Genomic DNA, 24,703 nt, shown 5'->3' with positions numbered 1-24,703 from the left:
TGTCCGTGGGCATCCGTAGACTCGTGGCGTGGCATCCGATTCCTTCGTCCATCTGCACGTGCACAGCGAGTACTCGATGCTCGACGGAGCCGCGAAGATCGGGGCGATGACGCAGGCGGCCGCCGAGTACGGGATGCCGGCGATCGCGGTCACCGACCACGGCAACACGTTCGCCGCGTTCGAGTTCTACCGGGCCGCGCAGGCGGCCGGCGTCAACCCGATCATCGGCCTCGAGGCGTACGTCACGCCGGGCACGCACCGCAGCGACAAGTCGCGGGTGGCGTGGGGTTCGCCCGAGCAGAAGAGCGACGACGTGTCGGGCTCCGGCGCCTACACGCACATGACGCTGTGGAGCGAGAACACCGCGGGCATGCACAACCTGTTCCGCCTGAGCTCGCTGTCGAGCATGGAGGGCTACTACTTCAAGCCCCGCATGGACCGCGAGCTGCTGCAGACCTACGGCAAGGGGCTCATCGCGACGACGGGCTGCCCGTCCGGCGAGGTGCAGACCCGGCTGCGGCTCGGCCAGTACGACGCCGCCCGCGCGGCCGCGGCCGAGTTCCAGGACATCTTCGGCAAAGAGAACTACTTCGCCGAGATCATGGACCACGGCCTCTCGATCGAGCGCCGGATCATGACCGATCTGCTGCGCCTCGCGAAGGACCTCGACATCCCGCTGGTCGCGACGAACGACTCGCACTACACGCACCAGCACGAGGCCGATGCCCATGCGGCGCTGCTGTGCGTGCAGTCAGGCTCGACGCTCGACGACCCCAACCGGTTCAAGTTCGACGGCGACGGGTACTACATCAAGACCGCTCAAGAGATGCGGCAGCTCTTCCGCGATCACCCCGAGGCGTGCGACAACACGCTGCTGATCGCCGAGCGCTGCAAGGTCGAGTTCAACACGTCGGCCAACTACATGCCGCGCTTCCCGGTGCCCGACGGCGAGACCGAAGACAGCTGGCTGATCAAAGAGGTCGAGCGCGGCCTGCACTACCGCTACCCCGAGGGCATCCCCGACAAGGTCCGCAAGCAGGCCGAGTACGAGACCGGCATCATCCTGCAGATGGGGTTCCCCGGCTACTTCCTGGTGGTCGCCGACTTCATCAACTGGGCCAAGGACCACGGGATCCGCGTCGGTCCGGGTCGTGGTTCGGGTGCCGGCTCGATGGTCGCCTACGCGATGAAGATCACCGACCTCGACCCGCTCGAGCACGGCCTCATCTTCGAGCGCTTCCTCAACCCCGACCGCGTCTCGATGCCTGACTTCGACGTCGACTTCGACGATCGTCGTCGCGGCGAGGTGATCGACTACGTCACCGCGAAGTACGGCTCCGAGCGCGTCGCCCAGATCGTGACGTACGGCACGATCAAGTCGAAGCAGGCGCTGAAGGACGCGGGCCGCGTGCTCGGCTTCCCGTTCAGCATGGGGGAGCGGCTGACCAAGGCGATGCCGCCGGCCGTGATGGGCAAGGACATGCCGCTGGACGGCATGTTCGACCCGCAGCATCCCCGTTACAAAGAAGCCGTCGAGTTCCGCACGCTCATCGACACCGACCCCGAGGCGAAGACGGTCTTCGACCGCGCGCTCGGGCTCGAAGGGCTCAAGCGCCAGTGGGGCGTGCACGCGGCCGGCGTGATCATGTCGTCCGAGCCGCTGCTCGACATCATCCCCATCATGCGTCGCGAGCAGGACGGCCAGATCGTCACGCAGTTCGACTACCCGTCATGCGAGACGCTCGGCCTCATCAAGATGGACTTCCTGGGGCTGCGCAATCTCACGATCATCTCGGACGCGCTCGACAACATCCGCCTGAACCGCGGCGAGGAGCTCGACCTCGAGCATCTCGCGCTCGACGACCGCCCTGCGTACGACCTGCTGACCCGCGGCGACACGCTCGGCGTGTTCCAGCTCGATGGCGGACCGATGCGATCGCTCCTGCGTCTCATGAAGCCCGACAACTTCGAAGACGTGTCGGCCGTCATCGCCCTGTATCGCCCCGGCCCCATGGGCGCGAACTCGCACACGAACTACGCGCTGCGCAAGAACGGCCTGCAGCCTGTGACGCCGATCCATCCGGAGCTCGAGGAGCCGTTGAAGGACATCCTCGACATCAGCTACGGCCTGATCATCTATCAGGAGCAGGTCATGGCGATCGCGCAGAAGGTCGCCGGCTTCTCGCTCGGCCAAGCAGACATCCTGCGCCGCGCGATGGGCAAGAAGAAGAAGTCCGAGCTCGACAAGCAGTACGAGGGCTTCGCGGGCGGCATGAAGGAGCGCGGCTTCGGCGAGGCGGCGATCCAGGCCCTGTGGGACATCCTGCTGCCCTTCTCGGACTATGCCTTCAACAAGGCGCACTCCGCCGCCTACGGCCTCGTCTCGTACTGGACCGCCTACCTCAAGGCGCACTATCCCGCCGAGTACATGGCCGCGCTGCTGACCAGCGTGGGCGACTCGAAGGACAAGATGGCGGTGTACCTCAACGAGTGCCGCCGCATGGGCATCAAGGTGCTGCCGCCCGACGTCGGACAGTCGATCCGGTACTTCGCGGCCGTCGGCGAAGACATCCGCTTCGGCCTGGGCGCGGTGCGCAACGTCGGCGCGAACGTCGTCGACGGCATCGTCGCCTCCCGCGCAGACACGACCTTCACGAGCTTCCACGACTTCCTCTCGAAGGTGCCGGTCCACGTCGCCAACAAGCGGACCGTTGAGTCGCTCATCAAGGCCGGCGCGTTCGACTCGCTCGGATCGACCCGCCGTGCCCTCATGGAGATCCACGAGGACGCCACCGAGGCGGCCGTGCTCGACAAGCGCCGCGAGGCCAACGGCGAGGTCGGGTTCGACTTCGACGCGCTGTGGGGCGACGACGAGCCGCAGCAGTCGGCCAAGGTGCCCGAGCGGCCGGAGTGGACGAAGAAAGACAAGCTCGCCTTCGAGCGCGAGATGCTCGGTCTCTACGTGTCGGACCATCCGCTCGCCGGGCTCGAGATCCCGCTCGCGAAGCACGCGTCGACGAACATCCACGACCTGCTGGCGTCCGAAGACATCGCGGACGGCGAGATGGTGACGATCGCGGGGCTGGTGACGAGCGTGCAGCATCGCGTCGCCAAGCAGAGCGGCAACCCGTACGGGATGATCACCGTCGAGGACTTCGACGGTGAGATCACGGTCATGTACATGGGCAAGACCTACACCGAGTTCCAGCACATGCTGGTGGCCGACTCGATCCTCGTGGTCCGCGGCCGGGTGTCGCGCCGCGACGACGGCATGAACCTGCACGCGCAGTCCGCCTTCAGCCCGGATCTGGGCGCGCTGGACGAGTCCAGCGGCCTCGTCCTGCTCATGCCCGAGCGCCGTGCGAGCGAGGCCGTGATCGGCGAGCTGCTGCAGACGCTGCAGCGGCACGCGGGCGACACCGAGGTGTCGCTCAAGCTCCACAGCGGGGCTGTCGCGAAGGTTTTCGAGGTGCCGCACCCCGTGCGCATCACACCGGATCTGTACGGCGAGCTCAAGGGTCTTCTCGGCCCGCAGTGCCTCGGCTGAGCTCGTCGAGCCCGCGTGACGAAGGGCGTCACGCGGCACACCGGATCTCATCGACGTCTCATGCGTCGTGGGTAATATCAGGGCGAAGCGGGCCTCGGGAGGCCGCCGGAAGGGATGATCGTGACGGACGAGTACACCTATGAGAACAGGCGTGAGGACGCCGCCGACGCACCGGCTCCGGTCGACACGATCACCGAGGAGGCCACCGCCTCCGACGACACCACCACCCCCGAACAGGCGCCGCAGTACGGCGTCGGTCCCTTCTCGATCCGCGAAGTCTCGCTCGCCGGCGTCTGGCTGATCGCGTTCATCGCCTCCTTCTTCCCGGTCTACGGCGAGATCGGCAGCGGCATCACGGTGTGGGGGAGCGGCATCGACTGGCTGCTGACCATCGGCGTGCCCACCGTCGCCGTCTTCCTCATCGTGCTGCGCCGCCTCTCGCCGCAGGGCATCCGCCGGGTCGGCTCGCTGGGCATCGACCAGTTCGCCTCGGTCGCGTTCTCGGTGGCGACCATCCTGTGGCTCGCGATCATCTGGAACTCTTTCGTCACGTTCCTGGGCGGCCGGATCTTCGCCGGCACCTGGGTCGTGTGGGTCGCGTTCGTCATGATGCTCGCAGGGGTGTTCCTGACGGTCCTCGCCCCGTTCATCCCGCCGTTCGCCGAGGACTTCGTCGGCCGTGCCGAGGTGCCTGCCCACCGTGTGGCCCGCGCTCCGCGCGCGGTGTCGCCGCGCCCGGTCGCGCCCGCCCCGGCCGCGCCAGTCGAGGCCGAAGCCCCGCTCGTCTATGCCGACTACACCGCTTCGGCGGAATCTGCGGCCGAATCCGCCGCGGCCGGGAACGCCGACGTCGCGCCCTACTGGGACGCCGACGGGGATGTGGTCGCGGCCGGCGCCGGTGCGGATGCCCCGACCGCCGTGATGTCGACAGTCGAGGCCGCCGAAGCAGTGCCGGCGGAGCCGGAGGCCGTCGCGGCTCCCGCCGAGCCCGCGGCTGCTGCCGTCGGGCCCGAGCCTGCCGCGCAGCCCGCTCCCGCGCCTGAGCCCGCTCCCGAGCCGGAGCCCGAGCCCGCCGCTGCGCCGCAGCACCAGGCGTTCTGGGCCCTTGTGCCCGAAGAGCGCGACATCGTCGACGAGATCGGCATCCCGGTGTTCCGCATCGGCCCGACCGCGTGGGCGCTGGTCATCGAAGATCGTGGCGAGGTCTTCGTGGTGCGCCACGAGGACGGCCGCATCGGCTACCTGCACGACGTCTCGGGCGTCACGCGCGGCTGAGGGGCGCCGCCCGCGCGGTACCGTAGACGGATGCTCCGGACGATCGACCTGCGCGGGCGAGCCTTGACGCCTGCCGAACTGCTCGCGACAGTTCCCCGTGCCACTGCGGCGCGGGAGGAGGCGTTCGCGACCGCCGCGCACATCGTCGACGACGTCGCGACCCGCGGCGAGACGGCACTGCGCGAGCAGGCCCAACGCTTCGACGGAGCGATCGGCCACGACATCCGCGTCCCCGCATCGCACCTCGACGAGGCGCTGGAGGCGCTCGATCCCGCCGTGCGCGCCGCGCTCGAGCAGGCGATCGTGCGCGTGCGCGAGGCGTCCGCCGCACAGGTGCCCGCCCCGGTGGTCACCGAGCTCGGTCCGGGTGCCCGGGTGCTGCAGCGCTGGCAGCCGGTGCGCCGCGTCGGCCTGTACGTGCCCGGCGGCAAAGCGGTCTACCCGTCGAGCGTCGTCATGAACGTGGTGCCCGCACAGGTCGCGGGGGTCGCCGAGATCGCCCTCGCTTCGCCGCCGCAACGCGAGTTCGGCGGACGCGTGCACCCGGTGATCCTGGGCGCGGCCAAGCTCCTCGGCGTCACCGAGGTCTATGCGATGGGAGGCGCCGGGGCGATCGGCGCACTCGCCCACGGCGTGCCCTCGCTCGATCTCGCACCGGTCGATGTCGTGACCGGCCCCGGCAACAACTTCGTCGCGGCCGCCAAGCGCGCCGTTGCGGGGCTCGTCGGCACGGACGCCGAGGCCGGCGCCACCGAGATCCTCATCGTCGCCGACGACAGTGCCGACGCACGGCTGGTCGCCGCCGACCTCATCAGCCAGGCCGAGCACGACGAGCAGGCCTCGGCGGTGCTCGTCACCGACTCGGCACGCCTGGCCGACGACGTGATCGTCGCGATCGCTCCGCGCGCCGCCGCGACCCGTCACTCCGAGCGCGTCGCCGCCGCCCTCGCCGGCCCGCAGTCCGCCGTCGTGCTCGTCGACGACCTCGCCACGGCGACGGCGTTCAGCAACGCCTACGCCCCCGAGCACCTCGAGCTGCACCTCGCCGACCCCCGCGTCGACGAGTTCGTCCACGCCGGCGCCGTGTTCGTCGGCCCCGATTCCCCCGTGAGCCTCGGCGACTACCTCGCCGGCAGCAACCACGTCCTGCCGACCGGCGGCCAGGCGCGATACTCGTCCGGTCTGTCGGCGGCGACCTTCCTGCGGCCGCAGCAGATCATCGAGTACGACCGCGCCGCCCTCGCCGAGGTGCGGGACGCGATCGTGACCCTCGCAGAGGCCGAGGCCCTGCCCGCGCACGGTGAGGCCGTCACGGCGCGTTTCGAGGCGGCATCCACTCCTCCGGCGGGTGCCGCATCCGCACCCGAGGTCCCGGCGTAGGCTGAATCCGTCATGCACTGCCCGTTCTGCCGCCACGCCGACTCGCGCGTAATCGACTCGCGCACGAGCGACGACGGCCTCAGCATCCGCCGACGTCGACAGTGCCCCGAGTGCGGCGGCCGGTTCACGACCATCGAGACGGCGAGCCTCAACGTGATCAAACGGTCGGGCGTCATCGAGCCGTTCAGCCGCGAGAAGGTCATGTCGGGCGTGCGCAAGGCGTGCCAGGGGCGCCCCGTCACCGACGCCGACCTCGCGGTGCTCGCCCAGACCGTCGAAGAGAGCATCCGGCAGACCGGCGCGTCGCAGCTCGATGCGAACGAGATCGGCCTGGCGATCCTGGGGCCGCTGCGCGAGCTCGACGAGGTGGCGTACCTGCGCTTCGCGAGCGTGTACCAGGCGTTCGACTCGCTCGAGGACTTCGAGTCCGCGATCGAGCAGCTGCGTGTGGACCACCGGCGTGCGGCGGCCGACCGCGTCGACGAGGCGACGGCCGCCGAAGACTGAGGCGCGTCCCCAGTAACCTAGAAGGGATGTATCCCCTTCTCTTCCGCACCGTGCTGTCGCGTATGGACCCCGAGTCCGCCCACCACGCTGCGATGCGCGTCATCCGCATCCTCGGCGTCCCGCCCTTCTCCTGGGCCGCGCGCGCCGTGACCCGGCCGGCTCCCGAGCTGGCGACGACAGCACTCGGGCTGCGCTTCGACTCGTCGTTCGGCGTCGCGGCGGGCTTCGACAAGGACGTGAAGGGTGCCGCGGGACTCTATGCGCTCGGCTTCGGCCACGTCGAGGTCGGCACCGTGACCGCGATCCCGCAGGACGGCAACCCGCGTCCGCGCCTGTTCCGCCTGATCCCCGACCGGGCCGTCGTCAACCGCATGGGCTTCAACAACCACGGAGCCGAGGCGGCGGCGGCGCGGCTGCGCACGCTCCGCAAGCGCGCGCGCCGTGCGGTCCTCGGCGTCAACATCGGCAAGAGCCGGGTGGTCGACGTCGCCGACGCGACGGCCGACTACGTCCGCAGCGCGACGCTGCTGGCGCCGCTGGCCGACTACCTCGTGGTCAACGTGTCGTCGCCGAACACGCCGGGGCTGCGCGGCCTGCAGGCCGTCGAGACGCTGCGTCCCCTCCTGGAGGCCGTGCACGAGGCCGCCGGGGCGACGCCCCTGCTCGTCAAGATCGCCCCCGACCTGCCCGACGACGAGATCACCGCGATCGCCCAGCTCGCCGTCGACGCGGGGCTCGCCGGCATCATCGCCACGAACACCACGATCTCGCGCGAGGGTCTCGCGACCGACGCGGCGACTGTCGCCGCCGCGGGCGACGGCGGGCTGTCCGGCGCTCCGCTGAAGGCGCGCGCGCTCGAGGTGCTGCGGCTGCTGCGCGCGAGCGTCCCCGCAGAGTTCTGCGTGATCTCGGTCGGCGGCGTCGAGACCGCCGCGGATGTGCAGGAGCGAGTGGATGCCGGTGCCGACCTGGTGCAGGGCTACACGGCGTTCCTCTACCGCGGTCCGCTGTGGGCGCGGCAGATCAATCGCGGGCTCCGCATCGCGCGCTGAGCCCGCGACGGCGGGGGAGCCGGCTCAGGCCGGCTTCTGCCCGCGCTTGACCTGGGGCTTGGGCAGACGCAGGAAGCGCATCTGCACGGTGCGCATCGCCGCGTACCAGCCGAGGCCCTTCTCGAGCTTGTCGGCGCCGAACTTCTTCTTCACCGCGCGCTTGACCAGGATCGACGTGAGCACCATGTCGCCGATGACGAAGATGATGAAGATCCACAGGCCCACGAACGCGTAGAACTGCAGCGCGGGGATGTTCACGAAGGTCGCGAGGATCACGAGCACCATGGCGGGCATGACGATCTCGCCGAGGTGCCAGCCGGCGTCGACCCAGTCGCGAACGAACTTGCGCTGCGCGCCCTGGTCGCGGGCGGGGAGGTAGCGCGGGTCGCCGTTGGCCATGCCGATGCGGGCCTTGTCGCGCTGGGCGGCGAGGTCGGCCTTGGCACGCGCCTTCGCCTCTTTGGTGTCGGGCACGAGCGGGCGCTTGCGGGCGGCCTCCTGCTCGGCTCGGGTCGGGGTCGCGCGTCCCTTCCCGGCGGGCTCGCCGTTGAGGACGGTGCCCTCGGAAGGTGCGTCGTTCGGCGCGGGTGCGGAATTCTTGGCCACGGCTGATCCTCGGGATGCGAAAGAAGGGGTGCCCCTTAGAAAGAAGGGGTGCCCCTTAAGATTACCCGCATGACCTCTGAGCTCTCCCGACAGGAGGCTGTGCGTGACGCCGCGGCCTCCGGCATCCCTTCCGCCCTCGCCGATCTCGGCGCCCTCGTGCGGATCCCGTCGATCGCCTTCCCGGGCTTCGACCCGTCGCAGGTGCAGCGCAGCGCCGAAGCGGTCGCAGGGCTCGTGCGCGAGACCGGACTGTTCGAGACCGTCGAGATCCGCACCGCCGTGATCCCCGAGACGGGGGAGCAGGGCAACCCCGCCGTGCTGGCCACGCGCGCGGCACGCAACGGGCGCCCGACGATCCTGCTGTACGCGCACCACGACGTGCAGCCGGTCGGCGACGAGGCGCTGTGGGAGTCGCCGCCCTTCGAGCCGACAGTCCGCGACGGCCGGCTGTACGGCCGAGGGGCCGCCGACGACAAGGCCGGGATCATGGCGCACATCGCGTCGCTGCGTGCGCTGAAGGAGGCGCTCGGCGCGGACTTCGACCTCGGCGTGGCGCTGTTCTTCGAGGGGGAGGAGGAGGCGGGCTCGCGCTCGTTCGCCCAGTTCCTCTCGGACAACGCCGACGCGCTGCGCGCCGACGTCATCGTGGTCGCCGACTCCGGCAACTGGGACGACAGGACGCCCGCCCTCACGGTGTCGCTGCGCGGCAACACCCGCTTCACGCTGCGCGTGCGCACGCTCGAGCACGCGTCGCACTCCGGGATGTTCGGCGGCGCGGTGCCCGACGCGATGATGGCCACCGTCAAGCTGCTCTCGACGCTGTGGGACGAGGACGGCGCCGTCGCGGTGGCCGGCATGACCGAACGGGATGCCGTCACGCCCGAGTACAGCGAGGAGACCCTGCGCGACGAGTCCGGCCTTCCCGCCGGCGTCTCGCCCGCCGGGACCGGCACGATCCTCAGCCGCATCTGGAACAAGCCCTCCATCACCGTGACGGGCATCGACGCGCCGAGCGTCGTCAACGCCTCGAACACGCTCAGCCCCGAGATCACCGTGGTCATCAGCGCGCGCGTCGCCCCGGGCCAGACGGCCCGCGACGCGTACGCCGCGATCGAGGCGCACCTGCGCGCGCACGCGCCGTTCGGCGCGCAGCTGGAGTTCACCGACCAGGACTACGGCAACCCGTTCCTCGTCGACACGTCGGGGTGGGCCGTCGAGGCGGCGCGCGCGGCGCTGCACGAGGGCTACGGCGTCGAATCGGTCGACATCGGCGTCGGGGGATCCATCCCGTTCATCGCGGACCTGGTGCGCGAATTCCCGGGGGCGCAGATCCTCGTCACGGGTGTCGAGGACCCGCACGCGCGGGCCCACAGCCCGAACGAGTCGCTGCATCTGGACACGTTCCGCAACGCCGTGCTGTCGGAGGCGCTCCTGCTGGAGAAGCTCGACGCGCGCACCGCGGACGCCTGAAAGGCGGCATTCAGACCTTCCGGCGGCGGGCGCGCGTAGAATCGAGGCATCCCGCCGCCGGCAGTGGATGAACGATCCAGGCGGCCCGTCCGGAGGAGTGCCATGACCGACACCGCACTGACGACCGAGCAGACCGCTCGCGACCACGGGGTTCTGCTGACCGACGCCGCCGCGGGCAAGGTCAAGAACCTGCTGGAGCAGGAGGGACGCGACGACCTTCGTCTGCGCGTCGCCGTCCAGCCCGGCGGCTGCAGCGGCCTGATCTACCAGCTGTACTTCGACGAGCGCTACCTCGACGGAGACAAGACGGTGGACTTCGACGGCGTCGAGGTGATCGTCGACGACATGAGCGTCCCGTACCTCGACGGCGCGACGATCGACTTCAAGGACACGATCTCGGAGCAGGGTTTCACGATCGACAACCCCAATGCCGCCGGCTCGTGCGCGTGCGGCGACAGCTTCCACTGAACGGCTGACGCACCGAAACTTTTGCGGCGGGTCCGAGCGCTTCGAATAGCGCCCGGGCCCGCCGTTTTCGGTCTCTCCGACACGATTCAACCTGGACGGATGGCCTGAATCCCCTGGACGCTTGCCCTAGACTGGCGAGAGTCCTGTTCGTGATCGGAAAGGTGCACCGTGCCTTCGAAACGCCGTATCCGCTGGGCCGTTCTCCCCATCGGGGTTGCAACGGCTGCAGTCCTCGCCGGATGCACCCCGACCGAGCTGCACGGCTTCCTCCCCGGGTTCACCGAAGACGGCAAGGCCGCGACCAATCACACCGACATGGTCGCCGGTCTGTGGGTCAACTCGTGGATCGTCCTCCTCATCGTCGGCGTCATCACGTGGGGCCTGATGGGATGGGCCGCGATCGCGTACCGCCGTCGCAAGGGCCAGACCGGCCTTCCCGTGCAGCTGCGGTACAACATGCCGATCGAGATCTTCTACACGATCGTGCCGCTGATCCTGGTGATCGGCTTCTTCGCCTTCACGGCGCGCGACCAGACGATCCTCGAGACGCAGTACGACGACCCCGACGTCGAGATCACGGCGATCGGCAAGCAGTGGGCCTGGGACTTCCAGTACGACGGCGCCACCGACGACGAGACGGTCTGGTCGATGGGCGTCCAGGCGCAGACCGACGCCCAGGGCAACATCACCAACGAGCTGCCGACCCTGTACCTGCCGGTCGACAAGTCGGTGAAGATCAAGCTCACCTCGCGCGACGTCATCCACTCCTTCTGGATCATCGACTTCCTCTACAAGAAGGACATGTACATCGGGAAGGACAACTTCTGGTCCTTCACCCCGACCCGCGAGGGCACGTACGCCGGCAAGTGCGCCGAGCTGTGCGGCGACTACCACTCGATGATGCTGTTCAACGTCAAGGTCGTCAGCGACGCCGAGTACGAGGACTACCTCGACTCGCTGCGCGACGCCGGCCAGACGGGCGACATCAACGACGCATACGACCGACTGCAGAACCTCCCGGGCACGGGCGCGACTGTGAATGAGAACGTGGAAGAGGTGGACCACTGATGGCGACGACGCTCCCTCTCCAGGAGACGTCCCAGGGGCGTCCGACGACCCTGCCGCCGCGACAGGCGGCTCTGCTCAGCGCAACGCGCGTCGAGCAGAAGGGCAACATCATCGTCAAGTGGATCACCTCCACCGACCACAAGACGATCGGCTACATGTACCTGATCGCGTCCGTGATCTTCTTCCTCCTCGGAGGAGTCATGGCGCTCATCATCCGTGCCGAGCTCTTCGAGCCCGGCATGCAGATCGTGCCCACGAAAGAGCAGTACAACCAGCTCTTCACGATGCACGGCACGATCATGCTGCTCATGTTCGCGACCCCGCTGTTCGCCGGCTTCGCGAACGCGATCCTGCCGCTGCAGATCGGTGCCCCTGACGTCGCGTTCCCGCGTCTGAACGCGTTCGCGTTCTGGCTGTTCCTGTTCGGCTCGACCATCGCGGTCGCCGGCTTCCTCACCCCGCAGGGTGCTGCGGCCTTCGGCTGGTTCGCCTATCAGCCCCTCGCGAACGCCTCGTTCTCGCCCGGCGCCGGCGGCAACCTGTGGATGCTCGGCCTCGGCATGAGCGGTTTCGGCACGATCCTCGGCGCGGTGAACTTCATCACGACGATCATCACGATGCGCGCCCCGGGCATGACCATGTGGCGCATGCCGATCTTCTCGTGGAACACGCTGATCACCAGCATCCTGATCCTGATGGCGTTCCCGGTGCTCGCCGCGGCGATCCTGGCCGCTGCTGCGGACCGCGTGCTCGGCGCCCACATCTACGACCCGGCCAACGGCGGTGTGCTGCTGTGGCAGCACCTGTTCTGGTTCTTCGGCCACCCCGAGGTCTACATCATCGCGCTGCCGTTCTTCGGCATCGTGTCCGAGATCTTCCCGGTGTTCAGCCGCAAGCCGATCTTCGGGTACAAGACCCTCGTCTACGCGACGATCGCGATCGCGGCCCTGTCGGTCGCCGTGTGGGCGCACCACATGTACGTCACCGGCGCTGTGCTGCTGCCGTTCTTCGCGCTCATGACGATGCTCATCGCGGTGCCCACCGGTGTGAAGATCTTCAACTGGATCGGCACGCTCTGGCGAGGCTCGGTGACGTTCGAGACACCCATGGTGTTCGCGCTCGGCTTCCTCGTGTCGTTCGTCTTCGGTGGTCTCACCGGTGTCATCCTCGCGTCGCCGCCGCTGGACTTCGCGCTGTCGGACTCGTACTTCGTCGTCGCGCACTTCCACTACGTGGTGTTCGGAACCGTCGTCTTCGCGATGTTCGCGGGCTTCTACTTCTGGTGGCCCAAGTGGACCGGTCGCATGCTCAACGAGCGCCTCGGCTACGTGCACTTCTGGATGCTGTTCATCGGCTTCCACATGACCTTCCTCATCCAGCACTGGCTGGGCGTGGACGGCATGGTCCGCCGCTACGCCGACTACTCGGCCGCCGACGGCTGGACGTGGCAGAACCAGGTCTCGACCATCGGCGCCTTCATCCTCGGCGCCTCGATGATCCCGTTCCTGTTCAACGTGTGGATCACGGCGCGCAAGGCGCCGAAGGTCACCGTCAACGACCCGTGGGGCTACGGCGCATCGCTCGAGTGGGCGACGTCCTGCCCGCCGCCGCGCCACAACTTCACGTCGATCCCGCGCATCCGCAGCGAGCGGCCCGCGTTCGATCTGAACCACCCGGAAGCGGCCGAGTCGCCGGTTCTGGTCGGTGCCGAGGGAGAGGTCAAGTAAGTGCGCACCAACACCGGACTCTGGTGGCTCCTGTCGGGCTTCTTCCTGCTCGTCGCCGCCGTCTACACGGGCTGGAACATCATCGCCCATGCCTCGGCGACTGTGCCGTGGTACCACGCCATCGAGTGGGTCGGCAGCGTGGCCCTGCTGTTCACCGCCTTCATGGGTGCGCTGATCGCGTTCTACATCGGCCGCGTGCACAAGGCGCAGGGCGGCGAACTGCCTGAGGACGTCCTGACCTCCGACATCGACGACGGCGACCCCGAGCTCGGCGAGTTCAGCCCGTGGTCGTGGTGGCCGCTGGTGCTGGCCTTCTCGGCCGCGCTGGGCATGATCGGCCTCGCGGTCGGCGCCTGGCTCATGCCCATCGGCATCGGCGTCTTCGTGATCGCCATCGTCGGCTGGGTGTACGAGTACTACCGCGGCTACTTCGCCCGCTGATCGGCCGACCGCCGACCTGCATGGCATTGCACCGCACGAACGCGGGGGTCCGTCTGTGACGGGGCCCCGCGTTCGTCTGCATGCGGCAGCGTGCTCGGACATCGGTCCGCACCGCACGACGAACCAGGATGCCGCCTTCACGGCGCCCTGGGGCGCCGCGGTCGCGGACGGTGTCGGGGGAGGCCCGGCCGGAGACCTGGCCTCTGCGGCGCTGGTGCATCGGATCGCCGCCGGCCGCCCCGATGGGCTGGAGGCGGAGCAGCTGCAGACGATCGTCCGCCTTGCGAACTGGGATCTGAGAGCGCACGTCGAACGGGATCCTTCCCTGAGCGGCATGGCCACGACGTTCACCGGCCTCTTCACCTCGGACCGCAGCGGACTGCTGCTGGCCCACACCGGCGACTCACGGGCCTATCGGCTGCGTGACGGACGCCTGCAGCAGCGGAGCAGGGACGACTCGCTCGTTCAGGCGCTGGTCGATCAGGGCATCGTGTCGCTCGAGGAGGCGGTGTCGCATCCGCGGCGCAACGTCATCACCGCATCGCTGAGCGGCGCCGACGAGGATGCCGCCACGGTGACGATGCAAGAAGCCGTCGTGGGCGACCGCTGGCTGCTGTGCAGCGACGGGCTCAGTGACTACGTGCCGGGCGAGGAGATCCTCCGCCGTCTGCTCGCTCACCGGGATCCGGCTGCGGCGGCCGCGGCGTGCGTCGAGATCGCCCTCGAAGCGGGCACACGCGACAACGTGACGGCCGTCGTGTGCGACGTGGTGGACGAGTCGTGGACCGGCGTCAGACGCCCGCAGGCGGCGTTCTGGGGCGCTGCCGCCGATCGGTTCACGGAGGAGCTGGACTCCGCCTGACGTCGATCCGACGTGGCGTCAGCCGGCGACGGGTGTGCGGACGACCATGACCTGCGCGTCGAAGACGCGGGGGAGCGCACCCTCGTCGTTCTCGGTCGGCTGCCCTTCGCGCACCCAGTACTCGTAGCCGCCGATCATCTCGCGCACGGCGTATCCCAGCTTGGCGAACTCGACGGCGCCCTTCGCGCCGGCGTTGCAGCCCGGGCTCCAGCAGTACACGACGACCGGGACGCCGGCAGGGATCTCGCGCGGCGCACGCTCGGCGATGTCCCGATAGGGCATGTGCACGGCCCCTGCCACCCGCCCCTGCGCCCACGCCTCGTCGCCGCGCACGTCGACGAGGACGAAGCTCTCACCGGCCTTCTGAGCGGCGTACACGTCGGACGCGTCGGTCTCGAGGGCGAGCTTGGTGGAGAAGTACGTGAGTGCGTCGGTCATGGTTCCACGCTACGGCCGGTGCCGCGCCGCACGCGTCGTGTGCGGCGACAGACACCGCCCGAATCCTGCCGAACTGGGGGAGCGGCGGGCAGTACCGGCGTGCCGGCAGAGAACGACGGATGCCTCGGCACGATCATGAAGGATCGTGCCGAGGCATCCGTCGGCGAAGGGGTGCGACCTTACTGGTCGGACTCCTTCTCGCGGTTCTTCGGCGACTTCGTGCCCGGCTCGGGCTCGGGGATGATCACATTGGAGGGGCGAACCGGCACCTCGCTGTTGTGACCGTCGTCGATCGGCTTGTGCGGGGCATCGGGGACACCGGCGCGCTCGTGAGCGCCCTGGATCTCGACGTCCTCTTCGGCCGCCATGTGGTCGAGGTCGTGGTGCTGGTGCGCCAGCGCCGCGTCCAGCTCGCCCTGCGTGACCGGGGTGAGCCGGTCCTCGAAGAACCACCGCGAGATGGAGGCGCGGAAGTTCTGGTGCCACGGGATGCGGCCCTTGGCGTTCGGACGGACCACGAGCGGCTCGTAGGTGTCGAAGTCGGCGAGCTTGAAGCGCTCGTACTCGTCGACCGGCTGGTGGACCTCGATGAACTCGCCGCCGGGGAGGCGGACGATGCGGCCCGACTCATAGCCGTGCAGCGCGATCTCGCGGTCCTTCTTCTGCAGCGCGATGCAGATGCGCTTCGTGACGAAGTAGGCGACGATCGGGCCGAGGATCAACAGGGCCTGGAGGGTGTGGATGACGCCTTCCATCGTGAGCCAGAAGTGGGTCGCGATGATGTCGGACGACGCGGCAGCCCACATGACGGCGTACATCGTGACACCGGCGGCGCCGATCGCCGTGCGCGTGGCCGCGTTGCGCGGACGCTGGGCGATGTGGTGCTCGCGCTTGTCTCCGGTCACCCACGCCTCGATGAAGGGGTAGATCAGCACCAGGATGATGAAGATGCCGATCACGCCGAGAGGCACGAGGATGTTGAACGACCAGGTGCGGTCCAGGAACACGACCTCCCACCCGGGCGGGATGAGGCGCAGCATGCCGTCCGCGAAGCCGATGTACCAGTCGGGCTGGGTTCCGGCAGACACGGGGGACGGGTCATACGGGCCGTAGTTCCAGATCGGGTTGATCGTGAACAGCGACGCGATGAGCACGATCACGCCGAACGTGATGAACAGGAAGCCGCCCATCTTCGACATGTACACCGGCATCATCGGGTAGCCGACGACGACGCTGTTGGTGCGGCCGGCGCCCGCGAACTGCGTGTGCTTGTTGATCACCATCAGCATGAGGTGGACGACCAGGAGCCCCACGAGGATCGCCGGCAGCAGCAGGATGTGCAGCGTGTAGAGGCGTCCGACGATCGCGGTGCCCGGGAACTCGCCGCCGAACAGCAGGAACGAGGTCCAGGTGCCGATGAGCGGGATGCCCTTGACCATGCCGTCGATGATGCGCAGGCCGTTGCCCGAGAGCACATCGTCGGGGAGCGAGTAGCCGGTGAAGCCCTCGGCCATGGCCAGGATGAACAGGATGAAGCCGATCACCCAGTTGAGCTCACGCGGCTTGCGGAACGCACCGGTGAAGAAGACGCGCAGCATGTGCACGCCGATGCCGGCGACGAACACGAGCGCGGCCCAGTGGTGCATCTGCCGGACGAGCAGGCCGCCGCGGATGTCGAACGAGATGTTGAGCGTCGACGACATGGCCGCCGACATCTCGATGCCGCGCATCGGGAGGAAGGCGCCGTTGTAGTGCGTCTCGACCATCGACGCCTGGAAGAAGAAGGTCAGGAAGGTGCCCGACAGAAGGACGACGACGAAGGCCCACAGGGCGATCTCGCCGAGCATGAAGGACCAGTGGTCGGGGAAGATCTTGCGACCGAGCTCCTTGACGAAGCCCGACAGACTCGTGCGCTCGTCGATGTAATTCGCGGTCGCGCCGATGAAGCGACCGCCGAGAGGCTTGTCGCGCCCGGTCGTCGACGCGGGTGCCACGGGAGCCTCAGGCTGCTCGGTGACGGTTGCGGTACTCAATGACGCTCCCAGAAGCTCGGGCCGACGGGTTCGGTGAAGTCGCTCTGCGCGACGAGGTAGCCCTCGTCGTCGACGGTGATCGGCAGCTGCGGCAGCGGGCGGGCCGCCGGGCCGAAGATGACCTTGGCGTGGTCGGTGACGTCGAACTGCGACTGGTGGCACGGGCACAGCAGGTGGTGCGTCTGCTGCTCGTACAGGGCGACCGGGCAGCCGACGTGCGTGCACACCTTGGAGTAGGCGACGATGCCGTTGTACGACCAGTCCTTGCGCTCTTCGCTCTCGGTGAGCTGCTCGGGGAGCAGGCGGACCAGGAGCACGAGGGCCTTGGCCTTCTCTTCGAGGTAGCCGTCGCTGTGCGAGACCTTGGCCAGCTCCTCGGGGATGACGTGCACCGCCGAGCCGAGCGTGAGGTCCGAAGCGAGGATGGGCTCGCCCGACGGGTCGTGCGCCAGGCGCATGCCCTTCTTCCACATGGTGTGCTCGAGGAGGTACACCGGGTCGCCCGCGTGCGGGTGCTCGGGGGAGTTGAACGGCGCGAGACCGCGGAACAGCACGACGCCCGGCACGACCGAGGCCACGACGGCCGCGATCAGCGAGTTGCGGATCATCACGCGGCGCCCGAAGCCGGACTCCTCGTTCGCGTCGGCGAACGCCTGGATCGCGGCCTCACGGGTCGTGTCGCGACCACGCGTCGCGTGACGGGGCTCCACGAACTCCTTGTCGGACATGACGGCCTTGGACCAGTGGATGGCGCCGATGCCGATGGCCAGCAGCGCGAGGGCGATGCCGAGTCCGATGAAGAGGTTGTTGTCGCGGATGTCGATGATCCGCCCGCTCTCGATCGGGAAGAGCATGTAGGCGGCGACCGCCCAGATGCTGCCCGCGATCGACAGGTAGAAGAGCGTGTAGACCGTGCGGACGGCGCGCTGCATGGCGGCCGGGTCCTTGTCGGTGACCCGCTCACGGTGCGGCGGGAGACCGGGATTGGTCACCGGGTCGCTGACCGCTACGGCGAGCCCGGGGGAGGGCTTCCAGGAAGCCCTCTCGTGCTCTAGCGGGTCGTCCTCGTGGGCCATGCTGCTCCTCAGTCGGTAATGCGTCTAGATGAAACGTCGATCAGTTGGACTTCGCCGTGATCCACACGGTGATGGCGATCAGCGAGCCGATCCCGAAGATCCAGATGAACAGGCCCTCGGAGACGGGGCCGAGCGAGCCGAGCGAGAAGCCGCCCGCCGACTCGTTGTCCTGCAGATAGAGCAGGTAGGTGATGATGTCGCGCTTCTCTTCGGTCGTCAGCGTCATGTCGTTGAACACGGGCATGTTCTGCGGACCGGTCACCATCGCCGCGTACATGTTCAGCGGGGTGGTGGTGTGCAGGTTGGGCGCGTACTTGCCCTCGGTGAGCGCACCGCCGGCGCCGGCGACGTTGTGGCACATGGCGCAGTTGATGCGGAACAGCTCGCCGCCCTCTGCCGCGTTTCCCTCACCGTCGAGCACCTCGTCGTCGGGGAATGTCGGGCCGGGCGCGATCGACTGGATGTACTCGCCGACGGCGGTGATCTGGTCTTCCGTGAACTGCACGGGCTTCTGCGGAGCCTGCGGGCCCTGCATCTGCAGCGGCATGCGGCCGGTGCTCATCTGGAAGTGCACCGCGAGCTCGCCGACGCCGTACAGCGACGGGCCGTCGGCGGTGCCCTGCACGTCCAGGCCGTGGCAGGTGGCGCAGTTCGCCTGGAACAGCTTCTTGCCGTCGTCGGCGGTGAGCGCCGACGACGTGCTGGTCTCGGGCGTGGTCGCCGCCATCGCGGCTGACGCACCGGCGTACACGCCGCCGGTGATGAGCAGGCCGATGCCGATCAGTGCGGCGGCGGCCCAGGGGCTGCGGCGGCCCTTGGAGCGGCGCGTGGTCTCTCGTGCCATGTCGGGGTTCAGCTCCGCTCTCACTTGAGGAAGTAGATGACGAGGAACAGGGCGATCCAGACGACGTCGACGAAGTGCCAGTAGTACGACACGACGATGGACGACGTCATCTCTTTGCGCCCGAAGTTCTTGACGGCGTAGGCGCGGCCGATCACCAGGAGGAAGGCGATGAGGCCGCCGGTGACGTGCAGGGCGTGGAAGCCGGTGGTGAGGTAGAAGGCCGAGGCGTACGCGTTGGCGTAGATCGGGAGGCCCTCGGTGACGAGCTGGGCGTACTCCCACACCTGACCCGAGACGAACAGCGCGCCGAGCGCGAACGTCAGCCAGAACCACTCGACCATGCCCCAGCCGAGCCAGCCGCGCTTCTTCGTCGAGTACGGCTGGAACCGCTCGGCGGCGAAGACGCCCATCTGACACGTGACCGACGACAGCACGAGGATGATCGTGTTGACGGTCGCGTACGGGACGTTGAGGTTCGCGGTGCTCTCGGCCCACAGGTCGGGAGAGGTGCTGCGCAAGGTGAAGTAGATCGCGAAGAGGCCCGCGAAGAACATCACCTCGCTGCCGAGCCACACGATGGTTCCGACAGCGACCGGATCCGGCCGCTTGACGGACCGCATGGCCTGGGAGTAGGTCGCTGTGGAGGTCGTCACGCTCCCCATTATGGCCGATTCGGGCCGCCGATTTTCGCATCGGAGGGCATCGATTTGCCCGGACGCTTACTTAGGGGGACCTAAAAGAACACTGCGACTCTGCCGTGAACCCGTGGTGAAGACGCAGAATCGCACGGCAGGGGCGGCTTGTCACGAATCGGTTCCGATTCCCACGCGCCGCTAGGCTTCTGCGTTATGGCGGAGCTGTACACCTGGCCGGGAATCCTCACCACGCTGCTGGAGCGGCGCGACCTCAGCGTCTCGGAGTCGACGTGGGCGATGCGGCAGATCATGTCGGGGGCGGCGACGCCGTCGCAACTGGGCGCGTTCCTGGTCGCACTGCGCGGCAAGGGCGAGACCGTCGACGAGATCGTCGGCTTCCGTGACGCGATCCTCGAGGCCGCCCTGCCTCTCCCGGTGGACGCGGCGGTGCTCGACATCGTCGGCACCGGCGGCGACCGGTTCGGCACCGTGAACGTCTCGACGATGTCGGCGCTCGTGGCCGCGGCATCCGGCGTCCCCGTCGTCAAGCACGGCAACAAGGCGGCGAGCTCGTCTTCGGGTTCGTCGGACGTCCTGGCGGCGCTGGGCGTCGACCTCACCCTCTCGCCCGAGGCCGTCGCCGAGACGCTCTCGAAGGCCGGGATCACGTTCGCCTTCGCGTCGGCGTTCCACCCGGGGTTCCGTCACGCGGGACCCACCCGCGCCGAACTCGGCGTGCCCACCGTCTTCAACTTCCTCGGACCGCTGTGCAATCCGGCGCGCGCCGAGGCGAACGCGGTCGGCGTGGCTCACCTCGACCGCGTCCCCCTGATCACCGGCGTGTTCCGCACGCGCGGCGCGACGGCGCTGGTGTTCCGCGGCGACGACGGACTGGACGAGCTCACCACCACCGGCCACAGCCGCCTGTGGGAGGTCAGCCGGGGCGACATCCACGAGCACGACCTGGACCCGCGCGACCTCGGGATCCCGCTCGCCGACATCGACGACCTGCTCGGCGGCGACCCGGCGCACAACGCCCAGGTGGTCCGCCGCGTGCTCGGCGGCGACCAGGGACCGGTCCGCGACATCGTGCTGCTGAACGCGGCCGCGGGCATCGTGGCGTACCGGCTCTTCCGCGACGCGGCCGAGGTGCAGCGTCCGATCCTGGAGCGCCTGGCCGAGGCGCGCGACGCCGCGGCCGCGGCGATCGACAGCGGCGCGGCGGCCTCGACGCTCGATCACTGGATCGACGTCACGCAGTCTCTCGCGTCCTGACGGGTTTTCACGGCCCAAGCTCTTCCGGAGCGTCGTCGGTCCCCGCTACCGTGTGCGACAGGCCCACGACCCTTCTGGAGGACGCCATGACCGATGACACCGCCACCCCGTCCGGCCCCGTCGACGGCTCCGTCGAACCACCTGCCCGCAAGCTCGGCGGCGTCAAGGTCGTGGGGGTGCTCGGCATCATCGCCGGCATCCTGCTGATCGTCGTCGGGATCGTGGCGTGGATCGCGGTGTCGACGCAGCTGCGCGAAGAGAACATCACCGTGGCCGAAGACGCGATGGCGTTCCAGGGCGCGCAGGTCGCGGGGCCGTTCACCGCGTACGTGCAGGCCGAGGTCATCCAGAAGCACGCGCTGGACATGGCGGACGGCCAGACCTACGCCGAGCTGCCGATGGACGACCCGGTGCGTGCGACGGTCATGGACGCGTCGTTCCTGCGCGCCTCGCTGTTCACGTCCGTCGTGGCCTTCGGTGTTGCGGCCTTCGCGATCGGGATGGGCATCCTGTCGATCCTGTTCGGCTGGGGACTGCATCGCCTCGCCGGTGCGCCCGTGGTGGTGCGCCGCGCCGCACCGACATCCTGACCCCGGCGCCCGGTGGACCCGCACGACGCCCTCACCGAGATCGCGACGCTCCTGGAGCGTGAGCGGTCGTCGCGGTACAAGTCGAAGGCGTTCCGCGCGGCTGCCGACGCGATCGAGGGGCTGAGTGACGAGGAACTGCGGGATGCGGCATCCCTGCGCCGGCGCACGGGCGTCGGCGATTCGACCTTCGCCGTGATCCAGCAGGCGCTGGCGGGGGACGTGCCCGGCTACCTGGCCGATCTGCGGGAGCGTGCCGGGGTGCAGCGGGTCTCGACGCTGCGCACGGAGCTGCGCGGCGACCTGCACTCGCACAGCGATTGGTCGGACGGGCTCACGTCGATCGAGCTCATGGTGGATGCCGCACGCGCGCTCGGTCACGAGTACCTGGCGCTCACCGACCATTCGCCGCGCCTGCGCGTCGCGAACGGGCTGTCACCCGAGCGGCTGCGTTCGCAGCTGGAGGTCGTGGCCGGGATGAGCGGCGGCGGGTTCACGCTGCTTTCGGGCATCGAGGTCGACATCCTCGACGACGGCGCGCTCGACCAGGAGGACGAGCTGCTCGACGAGCTGGACGTCGTCGTGGCCTCGGCGCACTCGAAGCTGCGGATGGATCGCGGACCGATGACCCGGCGGCTGGTGGCCGCGGCATCCGATCCTCGCGTCGATGTGCTCGGGCACGTCACCGGCCGGCTCGTGGAGGGGTCGCGCGGTACGCGGCCGCCGTCGACGTTCGAGGCGCGACCGGTGTTCGAGGCCTGCCAGGCGCACGGCGTCGCGGTCGAGATCAACTCGCGGCCCGAGCGTCAGGATCCGCCGGACGACCTGATCGCGCTGGCGCTCGAGATCGGATGCGTGTTCTCGATCGACTCCGACGCGCATGCGCCCGGGCAGCTGTCGCTGCTGGACTACGGAGCCGAGCGCGCCGAGCGCCTCGGTGTGCCGCCGGAGCGCATCGTCACGACATGGCCGCTGGAGCGGCTGCGCGAGTGGACCGGGCGCGACCGCGGCGTGTAGCCGCCGTCGCGCCCGTCGACGCTCACTGCGGGGCGTTGGCGCGCAGCACCTCGAGGCGCGCGCGGTACTCGGTCTCGTCGATGTCGCCCTTCGCGAAGCGCTCGGCGAGCGTGGTCTCGGCCTGGCGAGTGGGCGTGCGCCCGTACGGGCCGTAGCCGCCGGCTGCGGCGGCGCGACGCCAGCGGCGCCCGAAGATCGCGAACAGCAGGACGATCAGGGCGATCCAGAACAGCGGGATCAGCAGGAACCACCAGCCGAAGCCCCAAGGGCCGACGACGTGGGTGGCCACGATTCCGGTGGCGAGTGCAATGGACATGGCGAACCTTCCTGAGCGGGTCGCGCCGGGACGGGCGACCGGATGCCTCCAGTCAAGGCGGGCCGCGGCATCCGCGAATCTGGCTGGGGGAGTGATCCCGGCTGCTCCCTCGGCAGTACGCCGGCGTACGCGCCTACGACGCGGGCCGCATCAGATGCCGGTGAGACCCGATTCGTACGCGATGATCACGAGGCGCACGCGGTCGCGCGCGGCGAGCTTCTGCATGATGCGCGACACGTGGGTCTTGGCGGTGAGCGGTGAGAGGTACAGGCGCGCGCCGATCTCGTCGTTGGTCAGGCCTTCGGCCACGAGGCGCAGGACGTCCACCTCGCGCTCGGTGAGAGTCTGCAGCAGACCGGGATCGGGTGACTGGCGCAGCCCCGCGGCGGCGCGGTCGAGCAGCGTGCGGGTGACGCCGGGCGACAGCAGCGCGTCGCCGTCGGCCACCGCGCGGACGGCGCGGATGAGGTCGGCGGGCTCGGTGTCCTTCACGAGGAACCCGCTCGCGCCGGCGAGGACCGCGCGGACGACGTACTCGTCCAGCTCGAAGGTCGTGACGATCACGACGCGCACGCCGGCGAGCCGCGCGTCGGCGGCGATCTGCTCGGCCGCCCACAACCCGTCGCCGTCGGGCATGCGGATGTCGACGAGGGCGACGTCGGCGGGAGTCTCGCGCAGCCGGCGCAGCAGCTCCTGGCCGCCGGACGCCTCGGCCACGACCTCGAGGTCGGGCTCGGAATCCAGCAGCGCTCGGAAGCCCGCGCGCACCAGCTGGTGGTCATCGGCCAGCGCGACGCGGATCATGCCGCACCCGCCCACGGGAGACGGGCGACGACCGAGGTGCCGCGGGGGCCGCTGTCGACCGTCAGCACGCCGCCGGCGAGCTGCGCGCGTTCGCGCATGCCCCGCAGCCCGCCGCGTTCAGACGCCGAGGAGGGGATGCCGGCGCCGTCGTCGGAGATCGTCACGACGAGGTCGGTCGCATCGCGGCCGACCGTCACCGTGGCGTGGGACGCCGCGGAGTGGCGCACGACGTTGGTCAGTGCCTCTTGGACGATGCGGTACGCCGTGGTCTGCACCGAGCTCGGCGGGGCGTCACCGGCCAGCCGGTCGTCGAGTGCCACCGTGAGCCCGAGTCCCGAGCGGCCGGCGACGAGACTCGGCAGCTGCGCGAGCTGGGGCTGCGGCGTGAGCGGTGCGGTGTCAGGCGACGCGAGCTCGTCGCCGCGCAGGAACGCCAGGACGCCGCGCACCTCGTCGAGGCCCGTGGCGCTGAGGGCCCGGATGTTGGCGAGCGCCTCGCGGGCGCGCTCCGGCTCGCGGTCGAACAGGTGCAGGCCGACGCCGGACTGCACCGCGATCTGGCTGAGCGAGTGCGCGAGCACGTCGTGCAGTTCGCGGGCGATGCGGGTGCGCTCCTCCTGCTCGGCCGCACGACGGCGCGCGGCCAGCTGCTGGCGCCGCTGCTGCGCACCGCGGATCCGGGCGCGCATGCCCTCGCCGATTACGAAGCACAGCGCCAGGCCGACCGTCGCGAACGCGATCCGGGCCGGATGCCAGTCCGTCGCCCCGAAGACGCCGGGCGCGAGCTCGGGACCGACCACGGCGATCAGCCAGGCCACGCCGACCGAGACGAGCGCCCAGACGCGTGCGCCGCGCACCACCGCCCCGATGATCGCGAACACGAGGGCGATCGGCGGCGGCCCGCCGACCGGCGGCACGAACAGGTCGACCGCGGTGAGCGCGGCCACCACGGCGACGGTGGGGCCCGGCAGCCATCGCGCCGCGAGCAGGCACAGAGCGGATGCCGCGGCCAGTGCGATGCTGGCCGCCGCCGCCGCCGGGGGCACGTGCTGCCACCACGACAGCCCGATCGTGCCGGGGACCTGCACGATGAGCGAGACGAACACCGGGACCAGCAGGATCACGGCGGGCGACGGCCGGAAGCGGAGTCCGGCATCGCCGCTGGCCGAAGGCACCTCGGATCCGGTCGTCGGGGAACCGAAGCGCGCAGGGCCGAGCATGCGCTCGATGCTACGCCGCGGCCCACTGTGAGGAGTCTGACCGCGGGAGCGGCCG

The 24,703-nt window shown here is 69.4% G+C and carries 23 protein-coding genes; 14 read left to right on the top strand and 9 right to left on the bottom strand.

What is annotated here, in order from left to right:
- Positions 1-76: 76 nt before the first annotated feature.
- From dnaE to ABEA46_RS19505, 5 genes are all read left to right on the top strand, one after another.
- On the top strand, positions 77-3,547 hold the full coding sequence (dnaE, locus tag ABEA46_RS19525; protein ID WP_425563238.1) for a DNA polymerase III subunit alpha: 3,471 nt from the start codon (positions 77-79) through the stop codon (positions 3,545-3,547).
- A 114-nt stretch (positions 3,548-3,661) separates the two neighbouring features.
- Entirely contained in the window at positions 3,662-4,822 is a 1,161-nt protein-coding gene (locus ABEA46_RS19520; RefSeq protein WP_345547011.1) for a hypothetical protein, read from the top strand.
- Between the two features lie 30 nt (positions 4,823-4,852).
- A complete protein-coding gene (gene hisD, locus ABEA46_RS19515; protein ID WP_345547010.1) occupies positions 4,853-6,202 on the top strand; it encodes a histidinol dehydrogenase in 1,350 nt (449 codons plus the stop codon).
- A gap of 12 nt (positions 6,203-6,214) precedes the next feature.
- Positions 6,215-6,709, top strand: coding sequence for a transcriptional regulator NrdR (gene nrdR / locus ABEA46_RS19510; RefSeq protein WP_345547008.1), 495 nt, complete (start codon positions 6,215-6,217; stop codon positions 6,707-6,709).
- A gap of 26 nt (positions 6,710-6,735) precedes the next feature.
- Entirely contained in the window at positions 6,736-7,761 is a 1,026-nt protein-coding gene (locus ABEA46_RS19505; protein ID WP_345547007.1) for a quinone-dependent dihydroorotate dehydrogenase, read from the top strand.
- 24 nt (positions 7,762-7,785) lie between these two features.
- Here the strand turns inward: ABEA46_RS19505 and ABEA46_RS19500 are convergent, their stop codons facing one another.
- A complete protein-coding gene (locus tag ABEA46_RS19500; RefSeq protein WP_345547006.1) occupies positions 7,786-8,367 on the bottom strand; it encodes a DUF3043 domain-containing protein in 582 nt (193 codons plus the stop codon).
- A gap of 69 nt (positions 8,368-8,436) precedes the next feature.
- Here ABEA46_RS19500 and ABEA46_RS19495 point away from each other — a divergent pair, with 69 nt between their 5' ends.
- The 6 genes from ABEA46_RS19495 (at position 8,437) to ABEA46_RS19470 (ending at position 14,403) form a co-directional block, all read left to right on the top strand.
- The gene (locus tag ABEA46_RS19495; RefSeq protein ID WP_345547005.1) at positions 8,437-9,837 is read left to right on the top strand and encodes a dipeptidase; all 1,401 of its coding nucleotides are present in this window, start codon (positions 8,437-8,439) and stop codon (positions 9,835-9,837) included.
- 102 nt (positions 9,838-9,939) lie between these two features.
- A complete protein-coding gene (gene erpA / locus ABEA46_RS19490; protein ID WP_141893508.1) occupies positions 9,940-10,305 on the top strand; it encodes an iron-sulfur cluster insertion protein ErpA in 366 nt (121 codons plus the stop codon).
- A gap of 168 nt (positions 10,306-10,473) precedes the next feature.
- Positions 10,474-11,373, top strand: a complete 900-nt coding sequence (gene ctaC, locus ABEA46_RS19485) for an aa3-type cytochrome oxidase subunit II (protein WP_345547001.1) — start codon at positions 10,474-10,476, stop codon at positions 11,371-11,373.
- On the top strand, positions 11,373-13,100 hold the full coding sequence (gene ctaD / locus ABEA46_RS19480) for an aa3-type cytochrome oxidase subunit I (protein ID WP_345546999.1): 1,728 nt from the start codon (positions 11,373-11,375) through the stop codon (positions 13,098-13,100). Before ctaC ends, ctaD begins: the two co-directional genes overlap by 1 nt.
- Positions 13,101-13,541 carry a cytochrome c oxidase subunit 4 gene (locus ABEA46_RS19475; protein ID WP_345546997.1) on the top strand — a complete coding sequence of 147 codons (441 nt, stop codon included), beginning with the start codon at positions 13,101-13,103 and terminating at the stop codon, positions 13,539-13,541.
- A gap of 55 nt (positions 13,542-13,596) precedes the next feature.
- On the top strand, positions 13,597-14,403 hold the full coding sequence (locus ABEA46_RS19470; protein WP_345546995.1) for a PP2C family protein-serine/threonine phosphatase: 807 nt from the start codon (positions 13,597-13,599) through the stop codon (positions 14,401-14,403).
- Positions 14,404-14,421: 18 nt separating this feature from the next.
- Here the strand turns inward: ABEA46_RS19470 and ABEA46_RS19465 are convergent, their stop codons facing one another.
- From ABEA46_RS19465 to ctaE, 5 genes are all read right to left on the bottom strand, one after another.
- Positions 14,422-14,841 carry a rhodanese-like domain-containing protein gene (locus ABEA46_RS19465; RefSeq protein ID WP_345546993.1) on the bottom strand — a complete coding sequence of 140 codons (420 nt, stop codon included), beginning with the start codon at positions 14,839-14,841 and terminating at the stop codon, positions 14,422-14,424.
- Between the two features lie 179 nt (positions 14,842-15,020).
- A complete protein-coding gene (gene qcrB / locus ABEA46_RS19460) occupies positions 15,021-16,874 on the bottom strand; it encodes a cytochrome bc1 complex cytochrome b subunit (RefSeq protein ID WP_425563227.1) in 1,854 nt (617 codons plus the stop codon).
- Positions 16,871-17,950 carry a cytochrome bc1 complex Rieske iron-sulfur subunit gene (gene qcrA, locus ABEA46_RS19455; RefSeq protein WP_345546991.1) on the bottom strand — a complete coding sequence of 360 codons (1,080 nt, stop codon included), beginning with the start codon at positions 17,948-17,950 and terminating at the stop codon, positions 16,871-16,873. The genes qcrB and qcrA overlap by 4 nt, the downstream gene beginning before the upstream one ends.
- 40 nt (positions 17,951-17,990) lie before the next feature.
- A complete protein-coding gene (gene qcrC / locus ABEA46_RS19450; protein ID WP_345547249.1) occupies positions 17,991-18,794 on the bottom strand; it encodes a cytochrome bc1 complex diheme cytochrome c subunit in 804 nt (267 codons plus the stop codon).
- A gap of 20 nt (positions 18,795-18,814) precedes the next feature.
- Positions 18,815-19,456 (bottom strand): aa3-type cytochrome oxidase subunit III, encoded by a 642-nt coding sequence (gene ctaE, locus ABEA46_RS19445; protein WP_018170593.1) that lies wholly within the window; start codon positions 19,454-19,456, stop codon positions 18,815-18,817.
- 186 nt (positions 19,457-19,642) lie between these two features.
- Between ctaE and trpD the strand changes: the two genes are divergently transcribed.
- From trpD to ABEA46_RS19430, 3 genes are all read left to right on the top strand, one after another.
- Positions 19,643-20,704, top strand: coding sequence for an anthranilate phosphoribosyltransferase (trpD, locus tag ABEA46_RS19440; protein ID WP_345546986.1), 1,062 nt, complete (start codon positions 19,643-19,645; stop codon positions 20,702-20,704).
- A gap of 86 nt (positions 20,705-20,790) precedes the next feature.
- Complete coding sequence (locus tag ABEA46_RS19435) at positions 20,791-21,294, top strand: aromatic ring-opening dioxygenase LigA (RefSeq protein WP_345546984.1); 504 nt, start codon at positions 20,791-20,793, stop codon at positions 21,292-21,294.
- 12 nt (positions 21,295-21,306) lie between these two features.
- Complete coding sequence (locus tag ABEA46_RS19430; RefSeq protein WP_345546982.1) at positions 21,307-22,308, top strand: PHP domain-containing protein; 1,002 nt, start codon at positions 21,307-21,309, stop codon at positions 22,306-22,308.
- A gap of 22 nt (positions 22,309-22,330) precedes the next feature.
- Here the strand turns inward: ABEA46_RS19430 and ABEA46_RS19425 are convergent, their stop codons facing one another.
- From ABEA46_RS19425 to ABEA46_RS19415, 3 genes are all read right to left on the bottom strand, one after another.
- Positions 22,331-22,624, bottom strand: coding sequence for an SHOCT domain-containing protein (locus ABEA46_RS19425; RefSeq protein WP_345546980.1), 294 nt, complete (start codon positions 22,622-22,624; stop codon positions 22,331-22,333).
- Positions 22,625-22,774: 150 nt separating this feature from the next.
- Positions 22,775-23,428 carry a response regulator gene (locus ABEA46_RS19420; protein WP_345546978.1) on the bottom strand — a complete coding sequence of 218 codons (654 nt, stop codon included), beginning with the start codon at positions 23,426-23,428 and terminating at the stop codon, positions 22,775-22,777.
- Positions 23,425-24,648, bottom strand: a complete 1,224-nt coding sequence (locus ABEA46_RS19415; protein ID WP_345546975.1) for a sensor histidine kinase — start codon at positions 24,646-24,648, stop codon at positions 23,425-23,427. The genes ABEA46_RS19420 and ABEA46_RS19415 overlap by 4 nt, the downstream gene beginning before the upstream one ends.
- Between the last annotated feature and the right edge of the window lie 55 nt (positions 24,649-24,703).

The organism is Microbacterium jejuense (assembly GCF_039544225.1).
Classification (GTDB): Bacteria; Actinomycetota; Actinomycetes; order Actinomycetales; family Microbacteriaceae; genus Microbacterium; species Microbacterium jejuense.
Note: the sequence above shows the minus strand (reverse complement) of the source record. Positions and strands in the feature narration are given on the sequence as shown.

What these genes read in the sequence shown, in the direction of transcription:
- dnaE (WP_425563238.1), top strand. Translation starts at nt 77, where the DNA reads ATGCTCGACGGAGCCGCGAAGATCGGGGCGATGACGCAGGCGGCCGCC.
- ABEA46_RS19520 (WP_345547011.1), top strand. Translation starts at nt 3,662, where the DNA reads ATGATCGTGACGGACGAGTACACCTATGAGAACAGGCGTGAGGACGCC.
- hisD (WP_345547010.1), top strand. Translation starts at nt 4,853, where the DNA reads ATGCTCCGGACGATCGACCTGCGCGGGCGAGCCTTGACGCCTGCCGAA.
- nrdR (WP_345547008.1), top strand. Translation starts at nt 6,215, where the DNA reads ATGCACTGCCCGTTCTGCCGCCACGCCGACTCGCGCGTAATCGACTCG.
- ABEA46_RS19505 (WP_345547007.1), top strand. Translation starts at nt 6,736, where the DNA reads ATGTATCCCCTTCTCTTCCGCACCGTGCTGTCGCGTATGGACCCCGAG.
- ABEA46_RS19495 (WP_345547005.1), top strand. Translation starts at nt 8,437, where the DNA reads ATGACCTCTGAGCTCTCCCGACAGGAGGCTGTGCGTGACGCCGCGGCC.
- erpA (WP_141893508.1), top strand. Translation starts at nt 9,940, where the DNA reads ATGACCGACACCGCACTGACGACCGAGCAGACCGCTCGCGACCACGGG.
- ctaD (WP_345546999.1), top strand. Translation starts at nt 11,373, where the DNA reads ATGGCGACGACGCTCCCTCTCCAGGAGACGTCCCAGGGGCGTCCGACG.
- ABEA46_RS19465 (WP_345546993.1), bottom strand. Translation starts at nt 14,841, where the DNA reads ATGACCGACGCACTCACGTACTTCTCCACCAAGCTCGCCCTCGAGACC.
- qcrA (WP_345546991.1), bottom strand. Translation starts at nt 17,950, where the DNA reads ATGGCCCACGAGGACGACCCGCTAGAGCACGAGAGGGCTTCCTGGAAG.
- qcrC (WP_345547249.1), bottom strand. Translation starts at nt 18,794, where the DNA reads ATGGCACGAGAGACCACGCGCCGCTCCAAGGGCCGCCGCAGCCCCTGG.
- ctaE (WP_018170593.1), bottom strand. Translation starts at nt 19,456, where the DNA reads ATGGGGAGCGTGACGACCTCCACAGCGACCTACTCCCAGGCCATGCGG.
- trpD (WP_345546986.1), top strand. Translation starts at nt 19,643, where the DNA reads ATGGCGGAGCTGTACACCTGGCCGGGAATCCTCACCACGCTGCTGGAG.
- ABEA46_RS19435 (WP_345546984.1), top strand. Translation starts at nt 20,791, where the DNA reads ATGACCGATGACACCGCCACCCCGTCCGGCCCCGTCGACGGCTCCGTC.
- ABEA46_RS19425 (WP_345546980.1), bottom strand. Translation starts at nt 22,624, where the DNA reads ATGTCCATTGCACTCGCCACCGGAATCGTGGCCACCCACGTCGTCGGC.
- ABEA46_RS19420 (WP_345546978.1), bottom strand. Translation starts at nt 23,428, where the DNA reads ATGATCCGCGTCGCGCTGGCCGATGACCACCAGCTGGTGCGCGCGGGC.
- ABEA46_RS19415 (WP_345546975.1), bottom strand. Translation starts at nt 24,648, where the DNA reads ATGCTCGGCCCTGCGCGCTTCGGTTCCCCGACGACCGGATCCGAGGTG.